General features: G+C 64.2%; 12 protein-coding genes. All 12 read left to right on the plus strand.

Going from position 1 to position 12,650, the window contains the following annotated elements; genetic code table 11:
* Nucleotides 1-16: 16 nt before the first annotated feature.
* The 12 genes from cbiE (at nucleotide 17) to urtA (ending at nucleotide 12,611) form a co-directional block, all read left to right on the plus strand.
* Nucleotides 17-1,228, plus strand: a complete 1,212-nt coding sequence (gene cbiE, locus ACIPZH_RS16165; protein WP_267819029.1) for a precorrin-6y C5,15-methyltransferase (decarboxylating) subunit CbiE — start codon at nucleotides 17-19, stop codon at nucleotides 1,226-1,228.
* Nucleotides 1,221-2,315, plus strand: a complete 1,095-nt coding sequence (locus tag ACIPZH_RS16170) for a cobalt-precorrin-5B (C(1))-methyltransferase (RefSeq protein ID WP_267819031.1) — start codon at nucleotides 1,221-1,223, stop codon at nucleotides 2,313-2,315. The genes cbiE and ACIPZH_RS16170 overlap by 8 nt, the downstream gene beginning before the upstream one ends.
* On the plus strand, nucleotides 2,312-3,034 hold the full coding sequence (locus ACIPZH_RS16175; RefSeq protein WP_400636871.1) for a cobalt-precorrin-6A reductase: 723 nt from the start codon (nucleotides 2,312-2,314) through the stop codon (nucleotides 3,032-3,034). The genes ACIPZH_RS16170 and ACIPZH_RS16175 overlap by 4 nt, the downstream gene beginning before the upstream one ends.
* Nucleotides 3,035-3,143: 109 nt before the next feature.
* Nucleotides 3,144-3,581, plus strand: coding sequence for an NfeD family protein (locus tag ACIPZH_RS16180; protein ID WP_241806197.1), 438 nt, complete (start codon nucleotides 3,144-3,146; stop codon nucleotides 3,579-3,581).
* 24 nt (nucleotides 3,582-3,605) lie between these two features.
* The gene (locus ACIPZH_RS16185) at nucleotides 3,606-4,460 is read left to right on the plus strand and encodes an SPFH domain-containing protein (RefSeq protein WP_241806198.1); all 855 of its coding nucleotides are present in this window, start codon (nucleotides 3,606-3,608) and stop codon (nucleotides 4,458-4,460) included.
* Nucleotides 4,461-4,597: 137 nt separating this feature from the next.
* Nucleotides 4,598-4,987, plus strand: a complete 390-nt coding sequence (locus ACIPZH_RS16190) for a DUF2946 domain-containing protein (RefSeq protein WP_400629853.1) — start codon at nucleotides 4,598-4,600, stop codon at nucleotides 4,985-4,987.
* Between the two features lie 48 nt (nucleotides 4,988-5,035).
* Nucleotides 5,036-5,515: a copper chaperone PCu(A)C gene (locus tag ACIPZH_RS16195; RefSeq protein WP_400636873.1), complete on the plus strand. Its 480-nt coding sequence runs from the start codon at nucleotides 5,036-5,038 to the stop codon at nucleotides 5,513-5,515.
* Nucleotides 5,516-5,541: 26 nt separating this feature from the next.
* Complete coding sequence (locus ACIPZH_RS16200) at nucleotides 5,542-5,973, plus strand: DUF2946 domain-containing protein (protein WP_400636875.1); 432 nt, start codon at nucleotides 5,542-5,544, stop codon at nucleotides 5,971-5,973.
* Between the two features lie 64 nt (nucleotides 5,974-6,037).
* Nucleotides 6,038-8,104, plus strand: a complete 2,067-nt coding sequence (locus ACIPZH_RS16205) for a TonB-dependent copper receptor (RefSeq protein ID WP_400636877.1) — start codon at nucleotides 6,038-6,040, stop codon at nucleotides 8,102-8,104.
* 56 nt (nucleotides 8,105-8,160) lie between these two features.
* Nucleotides 8,161-9,525, plus strand: a complete 1,365-nt coding sequence (locus ACIPZH_RS16210) for a PepSY-associated TM helix domain-containing protein (RefSeq protein ID WP_400636879.1) — start codon at nucleotides 8,161-8,163, stop codon at nucleotides 9,523-9,525.
* 129 nt (nucleotides 9,526-9,654) lie between these two features.
* On the plus strand, nucleotides 9,655-11,061 hold the full coding sequence (gene cycA, locus ACIPZH_RS16215; RefSeq protein WP_400636880.1) for a D-serine/D-alanine/glycine transporter: 1,407 nt from the start codon (nucleotides 9,655-9,657) through the stop codon (nucleotides 11,059-11,061).
* 284 nt (nucleotides 11,062-11,345) lie between these two features.
* On the plus strand, nucleotides 11,346-12,611 hold the full coding sequence (urtA, locus tag ACIPZH_RS16220; protein WP_241806205.1) for an urea ABC transporter substrate-binding protein: 1,266 nt from the start codon (nucleotides 11,346-11,348) through the stop codon (nucleotides 12,609-12,611).
* The last annotated feature ends 39 nt before the right edge of the window (nucleotides 12,612-12,650 follow it).

A 12,650-nucleotide genomic window follows, 5' to 3' on the forward strand; every position in this document is an offset into this window, starting at 1 on the left:
GGCGGATCGGAAACACATGACACCCTGGCTGACAGTAATTGGCATCGGCGAAGACGGCTTCAGTGGGCTGGGCAAGCAGGCCCGGCGCGCCCTGCTCGGCGCTTCGCGGATCATCGGCAGCCCACGTCAGCTGGCCCTGTTACCGCGCTGCGTGAGCGCCGCCCGAGAGGGTTGGCCGAGCCCGTTCTCGCTCGCCCCGGTACTGGCCCGGCGCGGTGAGCAGGTGTGCGTGCTCGCCAGCGGTGACCCGATGTTCTACGGCGTCGGCGCCAGCCTGGCGCGGCAGGTGCCGGCCCAAGAGCTGCAGGTACTGTCGATGCCCTCTTCCTGCGCCCTGGCCGCCGCCCGCCTTGGCTGGCCGCTGCAGGACGTGCAGGTGGTGTCTGTAGTCGCACGCCCCCTGGCCGCTCTCAACGCCCACCTTTACAGCGGGATGCGCCTGCTGGTGCTGAGCAACGACGGTGACAGCCCTGCAGCCATCGCCGCCCTGCTGCGCGAGCGCGGTTTCGGGCCGAGCCGCCTGCAGGTTTTCGAGCACCTCGGCGGCCCTGCCGAACGCCACCTGGCGGGTATCGCCGATGATTGGGCCCAGCCCCAGGTGGCCGCGCTGAACCTGGTCGCCATCGAGTGCCAGGCCACTGCCGACGCTCCGCGGCGCTCACCCACGGCCGGCCTGCCGGACGATGCGTTCCGGCACGACGGCCAGCTGACCAAACGTGACGTACGCGCCATCACCCTGGCCCGCCTGGCCCCGCAGCCAGGCGAGTTGCTGTGGGACGTGGGCGCAGGCTGTGGCTCGATCGGCATCGAGTGGATGCGCGCCCACCCGGCCTGCCGAACACTGGCAATCGAAGCCGACGAGGGCCGCCAGGGCTTCATCGAGTACAACCGTGACGCCCTGGGTGTCCCCGGCCTGCAACTGGTGCGCGGCAAGGCACCGCAGGCCTTGGCCGAGCTGGAGCGCCCGGATGCGATCTTCATCGGCGGCGGCGTCACCCGGGAAGGCGTGCTGCCGTTGTGCTGGGAGCGGCTGCGCCCAGGGGGGCGATTGGTGGCCAATGCCGTGACACTGCAAAGCGAACTGGCACTGGCGCACTTTCGCCAACTGCACGGCGGTGAACTGACGCGCATCCATGTCGCCCAGGCCCAGCCATTGGGCGCCTTCGACACTTGGCGCCAGGCATTGCCGATCACGTTGCTCGACGTGGTGAAGCCCCTCGATGCGTGAAGAAACCCGCGAACAACCTGCGCCACTGCGCAGCGGCCTGACCACCGGCAGCTGCGCCACTGCCACCAGCCTGGCGGCAGCGCGCCTGCTGTTGACCGGTGTGTGCGCTGACGCCGTGAGCATCACCCTGCCCAAGGGCAAGGTGGTACAGATGCGCCTGGAATTCTGCCGCCGCGAGGGCGAGCACGCCGAAGCTGGCACACTCAAGGACGCCGGCGACGACCCCGATGTCACCCATGGTGCGCTGCTCTACAGCCAAGTGCGTTTACAGCAAGCGCCGGGCATACGCTTTGTCGCTGGGGTGGGTGTCGGTACCGTCACCCGCCCCGGCCTGGTACTCGCCGTGGGCGAGCCGGCGATCAACCCGGTACCGCGGCGCATGATCAGCGAACACCTGCAGCAACTGGCCAACGACTGCGCCTACCGCGGCGGCTTCGAAGTCACGGTCAACGTAGCGGGCGGCGAGCAGTTGGCGCTCAAGACCATGAACCCGCGCCTGGGCATCCTCGGCGGGTTGTCGATTCTCGGTACCAGCGGCATCGTGCGGCCCTTCTCCTGCGCGGCCTACATCGCCTCCATCCACCAGGGCATCGATGTGGCCCACACCAATGGCTATACCCATATCGCCGCCTGCACCGGCAATGCCAGCGAAGACACCATGCGCCGCGTGTACGGCCTGCCGGAAATTGCCTTGATCGAGATGGGCGACTTTGTCGGCGCGGTGCTCAAGCACCTGCGCAAGGTGCCGGTGCCACGCCTTTCACTGTGCGGTGGGTTTGGCAAGATCAGCAAGCTGGCTGCCGGGCACATGGACCTGCACAGCCGCCACTCGAGCATCGACCTGCCGCAACTGGCCGGCTGGGCCGCAGACATCGGCGCCGATGCCGACCTGCAGGCAGCGATCAGGGCAGCCAACACCAGCCAGCAAGCCTTGGCGCTGGCGCACGCCGCCGGCATAGCCCTGGGCGATGCGGTTTGCGAGCACGCCCTGGCGTTCGCCCGCAGCGTGGTGCCTGCACAGGTGCAGGTGGAAGTGTTCGCCATCGACCGCCAGGGCGGCATCGTCGGCAAGGCAGGTGTGCAATGAACCGGCGCATCCTGCTGCTCGGCGGTGTCACCGAGGCACTGGCCATCGCCCGCCAGCTTGGGCCGCAGCATGTCTACAGCCTGGCTGGCATCGGCCGGGTGCCGGAAGGTCTGGCCTGCCAGGTGCGGGTCGGCGGCTATGGCGGGGCTGAAGGCCTGGCCGCCTACCTGCGCGAGGCGGGTATCACGTTGTTGATAGACGCCACCCACCCCTATGCCGCGCAGATCAGCCGCAATGCCGCCGTCGCCGCACGCGCCGTGGGCATCCCGTGCTGGGCCTTGCGTCGCCCGGCATGGCAGGCCCAGCCCGGTGACGACTGGCGCGAGGTGGAGGACTGGGCGGGGCTGATCCAGGCACTCAAGCCATTCCGTCGGCCGTTGTTCACCTTGGGGCGCGAGCCGCTGCAGCATCTGGATGAGATTCCGCCAGAGCAGTTCTGGACCCTGAGGGCGTTACAGGCCTGCCCGGGTAACGATCGCTGCGAAGTGATCGGTGCGCGGGGGCCGTTTCACCTTGACGATGAGCGGACGCTGTTCGCCCGGCGCGCTATCGATGTGCTGGTCAGCAAGAACAGCGGCAGCGTTGCGACCGAGCCCAAGCTTGAGGTGGCGCGGGAACTTGGCATTCCGGTGCTCATCCTGAAACGCCCAGCACTGCCGCCCGTGGACCTGGAGCTGACGTCAGTCGCGCAGCTGCTTTCAACGCTGGCACTTGCGTAAGTCGCTTCGAGTCCTACAACCGTTTCAGAGTTTTCCGCTGGCTGTCGAATGGCCATGGGCCGCTGCGCTGGCGTAAACTCGCCCCTCTCCCCCGGAAGGCGTCAACCATATGGAAATGCAATGGTGGATCTGGCTTGTCTTCGGCATCGCGCTGATCCTGCTCGAACTGATCCTGCCCACGTTCTTCATCATCTGGTTCGGCATCGGTGCCGTGCTGGTGTCACTCATCTCGCTCGCCGCCCCCACCCTGCAACTGGATATGCAGGTACTGGCGTGGGTGCTGTTCTCCTCGGTCACCACCGCACTCTGGTTCAAGCTGTTCCGGCGCAAGCAGCCGGATGTGCGCTGGACGGCCGACAGCGTGATCGGCGAAGTGGGGCTGCTGATCAGCAGCGTTTCGCAATTCCAGAAAGGCCGTGTGCGGTTTCAGAAACCGATACTGGGCAACGAGGAATGGGTCTGCGTCGCCGACAGCGATATCCCGTCAGGCGAGCGTGTACGTCTTGTCGCCATCGAAGGCAATACTGCCCGGGTCATCCGGGCCTAACCGCATTAAAAGGAAGTTCGCATCATGACCAGCCTCATCGTCGTCGGCACGCTCGCCGTTTTCGTCCTGATCACTGTCTTCAAAGGCGTACGCATCGTACCCCAGGGGGAGGAGTGGATCGTCGAGCGCCTGGGGCGCTACCACAGCACGCTCAAGCCTGGCCTGAACATCGTCATCCCGTTCATGGACGTGGTCGCCTACCGCCTGCCGACCAAGGACATCATCCTCGACGTGCAGGAGCAGGAAATCATCACCCGCGACAACGCGGTGATCGTCGCCAATGCTTTGTGCTTCGCCAAGGTGGTCGACCCGCAGAAGGCCTCCTATGGCGTGCAGAATTTCTCGTTCGCCGTCACCAGCCTGACCATGACATCGCTGCGCGCCATCGTCGGCGCCATGGACCTGGACGAAGCGCTGTCCAGCCGCGAGCAGATCAAGGCACGCCTGCGAGAGGCCATGTCCGAACAGACCGAAGACTGGGGTGTGACCGTCCGTTCGGTAGAAATCCAGGACATAAAGCCCTCGCAGAACATGCAGCTGGCCATGGAGCGCCAGGCCGCGGCCGAACGTGAACGTAAAGCCGACGTGACCCGTGCCGAAGGTGCCAAGCAGGCCGCCATTCTCGAGGCCCAGGCGCGCCTGCAGTCGGCCAAGCTCGATGCCGAAGCGCAAATCAACCTTGCCGAGGCTTCGGCGAAGGCGATTTCGCTGGTCAAAGAGGCGGTGGGCACTGAGACGGTACCCGCCATGTACTTGCTGGGTGAGCGTTATGTCGGCGCCATGGAGAACCTGGCGAGCAGCAACAATGCAAAAGTGGTGGTGCTGCCAGCTGATTTGCAAGAGACCGTGCGTGGCTTGATGGGCCGTAACAAGGCTTGAAGGCTGGAGTAGCTTCATGGCCGGCGATGGGCTACGCAGCAGCCCATCTACCCGCCTGCGTCACTTCACCGCACCCCATCATTTTTACCTATACTGCGCCGTACAATACCCACCACGATTCCTGACCGGATCTCTCCATGCCCCCACGTCGGCACATCGCCTGGATAGCCTGCCTCGCAGTGCTGTTCAACCTGCTGGCCATGCCGCTGTCCTCTGCCGCGCCCAAGGGCCCGGCCGAGCAGCTGCTGTGGGGGGCTTTCTGTTCCAGCGCGGTTGGTAAGGCCAAGGTAGACATTCAGGCTCTGGCCAAGATCGACCTCGGCACGCAAAGCGACGATCACTCGAACATGCAGCACTGCTGGTGCTGTTCGGGTGCCACGCCGTTGCTGGCCCTGCCAGGTTATCCGCCACAACTGCACAACCCACCCGCGTTGGCGGCTGCGCATGCGCCACCGCCCGCCGATTACCAAATGACGCCGCGCCAGCTCTGGCCCGCGCTCAATCCCCGCGCCTCTCCCCTGGTCTGAGTTCATCACGCTGTTTACCTGAACCTGAACAGAACGGAGACCTACACCATGCTCAAGCAAGCTCTCATCGTGGCCGCACTGCTGCTGCCCGGCGCTTTCGCCAACGCCCATGAATACACGGTAGGCGAGCTGCATATCGCTCACCCCTGGTCGCTGCAACTGCCGCCGAACGCGCCCAATGTGGCCGCCTACTTCATTGTGCACAACAACAGCAAGGTCGATGACCGCCTGCTCGGCGTAGACAGCCCGATCACCGCTGACGCACAGCTGCACGAACACGTGATGAGTGCCAACGGCGCAATGAAGATGCAGCAGGTGCGTGATGTAGTGGTGCCAGCTGGCAAGGACGTGGTCTTCGCCCCCAGCGCCTACCATGTGATGCTGATGCAGCCCAAGGACCGCAGCCTGCTCAGCGACGGCAAGCGCTTCCCGCTGACCCTGCATTTCGAGAAGGCCGGTGACATCACGGTCGAGGTGGCCGTGCAGAAGCAGCCCCCGGCAGACCAGCCACACGAACACACGCACTGACCCTTCGCTGACTGGCGCTCGCTTTCATGAGCCTGCCACGCAACGGACACAGCCCTACCACCGGCCCTGAACGCAGGCGCATCGGTGGCGGTTGGCTGAGCCTGTTCGCCATGTGGATGATCTTTATCGGCCCGCTGATCTCCCAGTCGATGCCGATGGATCATCACGCGGGCATGAGCATGCCGATGGGCATGGCGCTGTCCTCGGAGCACAGTCACGCCAGCAATTCGCATCACGGCCACGGCGACGATGGCCAAGTGCATGTGATGTGGGAGAAATGCGGCTACTGCAGCCTGTTGTTCAACTGCCCTGCCTTGCCGCAAACCTTCAGCCCACTGGTTGCCGGGCACGCCCTGCCCGTCGCCCTCCTCCCTGCCGCCCCCCTCCAAGGTCATGCCCGACAGGCCATATTTCCCGGTGCGCGCAGCCGCGCGCCACCGTCCTCGATCAGTGTCTGACCCCTGCTGCCGCACGGAGCCTGGAGGCTCCGCGCCCACCCATGACTGATCGACTGGAATCACTATGTCAGGCTGCACCCCTGTATTCGCCCCCTATCTGCGAGGGACGTTCGCCGTATTGTGCGGTTCGCTGCTCGCACCCATGGCCCTGGCCGCCGAACCTGGCCATGAAACGCACGAGCAAGCGCCGCCAGAGCTGAGCCCGACGGTGATCACCGCCATTGCGCCCAGCTCGCCTTTGACCGTTGTCACCAACCCCAAAGACCCGCGCCAGCCCGTGCCGGCCAGCGATGGCGCCGATTACCTCAAGACAATCCCTGGCTTTTCAGCCATCCGCGCCGGTGGCACCAATGGTGACCCGGTGCTGCGCGGCATGTTCGGTTCGCGCCTGAATATCCTCACCAATGGCGGTGTGATGCTCGGTGCCTGCCCCAACCGCATGGACGCACCGACCTCTTACATCGCCCCGGAAACCTATGACCGCCTTACCGTGATCAAAGGCCCGCAAAGCGTGATCTGGGGCCCCGGTGGTTCTGCCGGGACCATTCTCTTCGAACGTGAACCGGAAAAATTCGGCACCCTCGGTAGCCGGATCAACGCCAGCCTGCTGGCCGGTTCCAACGGCCGCTTCGACCAGGTGCTCGACGCCGCCGCAGGCAACAGCCAGGCCTATGCGCGCTTCGTCGGCAACCAGTCGCGCTCGGACGACTACCACGACGGTAACGGCGACACCGTGCCCTCGCGCTGGGACAAATGGAACGGCGATGTGACCCTGGGCTGGACCCCCGATCAGGACACCCTGCTCGAACTCACCGCCGGTAAGGGTGACGGCGAGGCCCGCTATGCCGGCCGTGGCATGGACGGCTCGCAGTTCAAGCGCGAAAGCCTGGGCCTGCGCTTTGAAAAGTCCAACCTCGGCGAGGTGCTCGACAAGGTCGAGGCGCAGGTCTACTACAACTACGCCGACCACGTGATGGACAACTACAGCCTGCGCACCCCATCAGGCAGCGGCATGATGGGTATGCCCATGGTCAGCAATGTCGACCGCCGCACCTTGGGCGCGCGCATCAAGGCCACCTGGCGCTGGGCCGACGTGCAACTGATCAGTGGCATCGACGCGCAGACCAACGAACATCGCGAGCGCGGTGGCATGGGCGTTGATGCGCACAAGGGCCAGCCCTGGTCCAAGGACGCCGACTTCCATAACTACGGGGCCTTTGGCGAACTGACCTGGTACGCCACAGGGGTTGACCGGCTGATCACCGGCGCCCGCCTCGATCGCGCCTCTGCCCGCGATTTCCGGGCTGGCAGCGCGACCGAAGGTGATACCCGCGCCGATACGCTACCCAGCGGTTTCGTGCGTTATGAACACGACCTCGCGGCGGTGCCGGCCACCACTTACATTGGCCTTGGCCATGCCCAGCGCTTCCCCGACTACTGGGAGTTGTTCTCGCCCCAGCTGGCGCCCCCTGGCGCAGCCAACGCCTTCGACGGCATCAAGCCAGAAAAGACCACCCAGCTCGACTTCGGCATCCAGTATCGCGACGAGCGTCTTGAAGCCTGGGCTTCGGGTTATGTCGGGCAGATCCGCGACTACATCCTGTTCGACTACCGTAACGGCATGATGGGCATGAGCACCTCCCAGGCGCAGAACATCGATGCCCGCATCATGGGGGGAGAACTGGGCGCCGCCTACAAGCTGACAGAAACCTGGAAGGCCGATGCGACCCTGGCCTACGCCTGGGGCAAGAACAGCAGTGACGGCAAGGCACTGCCACAAATGCCACCCCTGGAAAGCCGCATGGGCCTGACCTACAGCCGCGACACCTGGAGCGCCGGGGCCTTGTGGCGGCTGGTGGCTGCACAGAACCGCATCGCCGAGAACCAGGGCAATGTGGTCGGCAAGGACTACGAAAAAAGCGCCGGGTTCGGCGTGTTCTCGCTCAATGGAGCCTACAAGGTGAACAACAACCTCAAGTTCAGTGCAGGCGTCGACAACCTGTTCGACAAGGCCTATTCCGAGCACCTTAACCTGGCTGGCAACGCCGGGTTCGGCTACCCGGCGTCCGATCCACAGCCGGTCAACGAGCCCGGCCGGACGTTCTGGACCAAGGTCGATTTCAGCTTCTGACAACAACGGGCGCGGCTGCTGGCTGCGCCCCTCAGCTGGTCAAACAGGAGGTTCCCATGAGCGGAACACGCGTTTCCTTCTACAACCTGGCCTGGCGTTGGCACTTCTACGCGGGGCTGTTCGTCGCCCCGTTCATGATCCTGCTGGCTATTACCGGGATCATCTACCTGTTCAAACCGCAACTGGACCCACTGCTGTACCGTGACCTGATGGTGGTCGAGGCCGGCCATCACCGCCAGGGCGCCGACCTGATGCTGGCCGAAGTGCGCCAGGCTTACCCCAAAGGCCATGTGGCCCAGTATCTGCCACCCATCGATGCCGAGCGCAGCGCGCAATTCGTGGTACATGACGGCGGGCGCGAACTGAATGTGTTCGTCAACCCCTATAGCGGCAAGATCCTCGGCGAGCAGGATGCCAAGCAGAACCTGCAGGCAGTCGCCCGAGCCCTGCATGGCGAACTGATGGTCGGCACGCTCGGTGACCGCCTGGTGGAACTGGCAGCCGGCTGGGGCATCGTGCTGGTGGTGTCCGGCCTGTACCTGTGGTGGCCGCGCGGGCGCAGCGGCGGTGGCGTGCTGTGGCCACGGCTGTCAGCACGGGGGCGGCTGCTCTGGCGCGACCTGCACGCGGTCAGCGGCTTCTGGGGTTCGGCCCTGTTGCTGCTGATGCTGCTCAGCGGCATGACCTGGACCGGCCTGTGGGGCAAACAGTACGCCGACTTGTGGAACCGCTTCCCGGCAGCGATGTGGAATGACGTGCCCAAGTCCGATCAACAGGCCGGTGAACTGAACAGCGCCCACCGCCAGACGGTGCCCTGGGCCATGGAAAACACGCCGATGCCGCAGTCTGGCGCACACGCCGAACATGCCGGGCACCACATGATGTCGAACAGGCCAGCGGCACCTCTGGTGAGCCTGCAGCAGGTTCAGGACCTCGCCACCGCGCGCCAGGTGGAGCCCGGCTACAGCATCACCGTGCCGACCACTGCCGACGGCGTATTCACCATCGCCGTGTTCGCCGACGACCCGCGCAACGATGCCACCCTGCATGTTGACCAGTACACCGGCAAGGTACTGGCCGACGTGCGCTGGCAGGACTACAGCCCGGTGGCCCGCGCGACCGAGGTGGGCGTGATGCTGCACGAGGGCAAGATGTTCGGCCCGCTGAACCAGATCATCATTCTGCTGGTGTGCCTGATGATCCTGCTCGGTTCGGTGAGCGGGCTGGTGATGTGGTGGAAGCGCCGGCCGAGCGGCGGCCTGGGGGTGCCGGCGCTACGCCATGACCTGCCGCGCTGGAAGGCGGCGGTAGGGGTGATGGTGGTGCTAGGCGTGATCTTCCCGCTGGTTGGGGTGTCGATGGTGGTGATGTGGGTGGTGGACAGCCTGGTGGTACGGCGCAAGGTGCTGGCCAGCATCTGAGGCCATTGGGGCTGCACAGCAGCCCCTGCTACCGAAAAGTCGAGTCGATCTGTCGCGCCCCGTTTTGGGACGCGCGTGTTAGCCTACGCGGCTTTCACAAAAAGACTGACCCTCAATGGAATGCAGCCGATGACCCGGACCTCTTCCCCTCCTGCTCAAGCGCAGCACCTGCAGCGTAACCTGACCAACCGCCACATCCAGCTGATCGCCATCGGTGGTGCCATCGGCACCGGCCTGTTCATGGGCTCGGGCAAGACCATCAGCCTGGCGGGGCCGTCGATCCTCTTCGTCTACATGATCATCGGCTTCATGCTGTTCTTCGTCATGCGCGCCATGGGCGAACTGCTGCTGTCGAACCTCAACTACAAGTCGTTCATCGATTTCTCGGCCGACCTGCTCGGCCCCTGGGCCGGCTACTTCACCGGCTGGACCTACTGGTTCTGTTGGGTGGTCACCGGTATTGCCGATGTGGTCGCGATTGCCGCCTACACACAGTTCTGGTTCCCGGACCTGCCGCAGTGGATACCCGCGCTGACCTGCGTTGCAGTGCTGCTGTCGCTTAACCTGGTTACCGTGAAGATGTTCGGTGAGATGGAGTTCTGGTTCGCCCTGATCAAGATCCTGGCCATCCTCGGCCTGGTCGCAACCGGCCTGTACATGGTCATCACCGGTTTCGAATCGCCGAGTGGGCGCACCGCGCAGCTGGCCAACCTGTGGAATGACGGCGGCATGTTCCCCAATGGCCTGATGGGCTTTTTCGCCGGGTTCCAGATCGCCGTATTCGCCTTCGTCGGCATCGAACTGGTCGGCACCACCGCCGCCGAAGCGAAGAACCCTGAGCGCACCCTGCCAAGGGCGATCAACTCGATACCGATCCGCATCATCGTGTTCTACGTGCTGGCACTGATCGCGATCATGGCGGTGACCCCCTGGCGCGACGTGGTGCCGGGCAAGAGCCCGTTCGTCGAACTGTTCGTGCTGGCCGGCCTGCCGGCGGCGGCGAGCATCATCAACTTCGTAGTGCTGACCTCGGCGGCCTCGTCGGCCAACAGCGGCGTGTTTTCCACCAGCCGCATGCTCTTCGGCCTGGCCCAGGAAGGCGATGCACCGCGCGCATTCGAAAAGTTGTCGAGCCGCGCCGTACCGGCCAACGGGCTGTACTTCTCGTGCACCTGCCTGCTGCTTGGCGCGGTGCTGATCTACATGGTGCCGAATGTGATCGAGGCATTCACCCTGGTGACCACGGTCTCCGCGGTGCTGTTCATGTTTGTCTGGACGCTGATCCTGCTGTCGTACCTGAAGTACCGCAAAACCCGGGCGGCGCTGCACCAGGCGTCGACCTACAAGATGCCGGGCGGGCGCTTCATGTGCTACGTGTGCCTGGCGTTCTTCGCCTTCATCCTGGTGCTGCTGAGCCTGGAAGCGGACACCCGCTCTGCGCTGATCGTTACGCCTATCTGGTTCATGTTGCTGGCAGTCACCTACCAAGGTGTGCGTAGCAAGCGCCATCCGCGAACGGCGGTGCGCAACAGCTGATGCACCAAGGGGCTGCCTTGCAGCCCATCGCCGGCAAGCCAGCTCTCGCAGGTACAGCGTTGCTCTTCAGCACAATGCACCCCTTGTGACCGGTTTGCCGGCGATGGGCCGCAGAGCGGCCCCAATGCTGTGCAGGCAAACCATTCAGGCACCATCCTGGACCGGCTCCGCGCCCCAACACCTCGCACAGCCCTTCTATTACGCACCTTTTGCCGTTCGGCACACCCCTTGCAACGCCCCTCCCCGCTTGGCCAACACCAAAAAAAACTCAGCGGAGAGAGCACATGAAGCGTCGCAGTCTGATCAAGGCCTTTACCCTCAGCGCATCGATTGCGGCGATGGGTCTTAGCTGGAGCATCCAGGCCGCCGAGACCATCAAGGTCGGCATCCTGCATTCGCTGTCCGGGACCATGGCGATTTCCGAAACATCGCTCAAGGACATGGCCCTGATGACCATCGACGAGATCAACGCCAAGGGCGGGGTCAACGGCAAGATGCTCGAACCGGTGGTGGTCGACCCTGCATCCAACTGGCCGCTGTTCGCCGAAAAGAGCCGCCAGCTGCTGACCCAGGACAAGGTCGCGGTGGTGTTCGGCTGCTGGACCTCGGTGTCACGCAAGTCGGTGCTGCCAGTGTTCGAAGAGCTCAACGGCTTGCTGTTCTACCCGGTGCAGTACGAAGGCGAAGAGATGTCGCCGAACGTCTTCTACACCGGCGCCGCGCCCAACCAGCAAGCGATTCCCGCCGTGGAATACCTGATGAGCGAAGACGGCGGCAGCGCAAAGCGTTTCTTCCTGCTCGGCACCGACTACGTCTATCCGCGCACCACCAACAAGATCCTGCGCGCCTTCCTGCACAGCAAAGGCGTGGCCGACAAGGATATCGAAGAGGTCTACACCCCGTTCGGCCACGCCGATTACCAGACCATCGTCGCCAACATCAAGAAGTTCTCGGCGGGCGGTAAAACCGCGGTCATCTCCACCGTCAACGGCGACTCCAACGTACCGTTCTACAAGGAACTGGCCAACCAGGGCCTGAAAGCCACCGACGTACCGGTGGTGGCGTTCTCGGTGGGTGAAGAGGAACTGCGCGGTATCGACACCAAGCCGCTGGTAGGCCACCTCGCCGCCTGGAACTACTTCGAATCGGTGGATAACCCGGTCAACCAGAAGTTCGTCGCAGACTGGAAGGCCTACGCCAAAGCCAAGAACTTGCCGGGTGCCGACAAGGCCGTGACCAACGACCCGATGGAAGCCACCTACGTGGGCATCCACATGTGGGCGCAAGCGGCGGAAAAAGCCAAGTCCACCGATGTCGACAAGGTCCGCGAAGCCCTCGGTGGGCAAACCTTCAAGGCCCCGTCCGGCTTCACCCTGACCATGGACAAGACCAACCACCACCTGCACAAGCCGGTGATGATCGGCGAAATCCAGGATGACGGGCAGTTCAGCGTGGTCTGGGAAACCGAGCAACCGCTGCGCGCGCAGCCGTGGAGCCCGTTCATTCCAGGCAACGAAAAGCGCCCTGACTATGCAGTGAAAGGCAACTGAGTGCACTGGGGCTGCGCTGCAGCCCATTCGCTGGCAAGC

Origin of the sequence: Pseudomonas sp. NPDC089758, from assembly GCF_044748705.1 — a bacterium.
Classification (GTDB): domain Bacteria; phylum Pseudomonadota; class Gammaproteobacteria; order Pseudomonadales; family Pseudomonadaceae; genus Aquipseudomonas; species Aquipseudomonas putida_X.

Excerpts from the sequence above, each read along its gene's own strand:
- cbiE (WP_267819029.1), top strand. The coding sequence starts at position 17 with ATGACACCCTGGCTGACAGTAATTGGCATCGGCGAAGACGGCTTCAGT.
- ACIPZH_RS16170 (WP_267819031.1), top strand. The coding sequence starts at position 1,221 with ATGCGTGAAGAAACCCGCGAACAACCTGCGCCACTGCGCAGCGGCCTG.
- ACIPZH_RS16175 (WP_400636871.1), top strand. The coding sequence starts at position 2,312 with ATGAACCGGCGCATCCTGCTGCTCGGCGGTGTCACCGAGGCACTGGCC.
- ACIPZH_RS16180 (WP_241806197.1), top strand. The coding sequence starts at position 3,144 with ATGGAAATGCAATGGTGGATCTGGCTTGTCTTCGGCATCGCGCTGATC.
- ACIPZH_RS16185 (WP_241806198.1), top strand. The coding sequence starts at position 3,606 with ATGACCAGCCTCATCGTCGTCGGCACGCTCGCCGTTTTCGTCCTGATC.
- ACIPZH_RS16190 (WP_400629853.1), top strand. The coding sequence starts at position 4,598 with ATGCCCCCACGTCGGCACATCGCCTGGATAGCCTGCCTCGCAGTGCTG.
- ACIPZH_RS16195 (WP_400636873.1), top strand. The coding sequence starts at position 5,036 with ATGCTCAAGCAAGCTCTCATCGTGGCCGCACTGCTGCTGCCCGGCGCT.
- ACIPZH_RS16200 (WP_400636875.1), top strand. The coding sequence starts at position 5,542 with ATGAGCCTGCCACGCAACGGACACAGCCCTACCACCGGCCCTGAACGC.
- ACIPZH_RS16205 (WP_400636877.1), top strand. The coding sequence starts at position 6,038 with ATGTCAGGCTGCACCCCTGTATTCGCCCCCTATCTGCGAGGGACGTTC.
- ACIPZH_RS16210 (WP_400636879.1), top strand. The coding sequence starts at position 8,161 with ATGAGCGGAACACGCGTTTCCTTCTACAACCTGGCCTGGCGTTGGCAC.
- cycA (WP_400636880.1), top strand. The coding sequence starts at position 9,655 with ATGACCCGGACCTCTTCCCCTCCTGCTCAAGCGCAGCACCTGCAGCGT.
- urtA (WP_241806205.1), top strand. The coding sequence starts at position 11,346 with ATGAAGCGTCGCAGTCTGATCAAGGCCTTTACCCTCAGCGCATCGATT.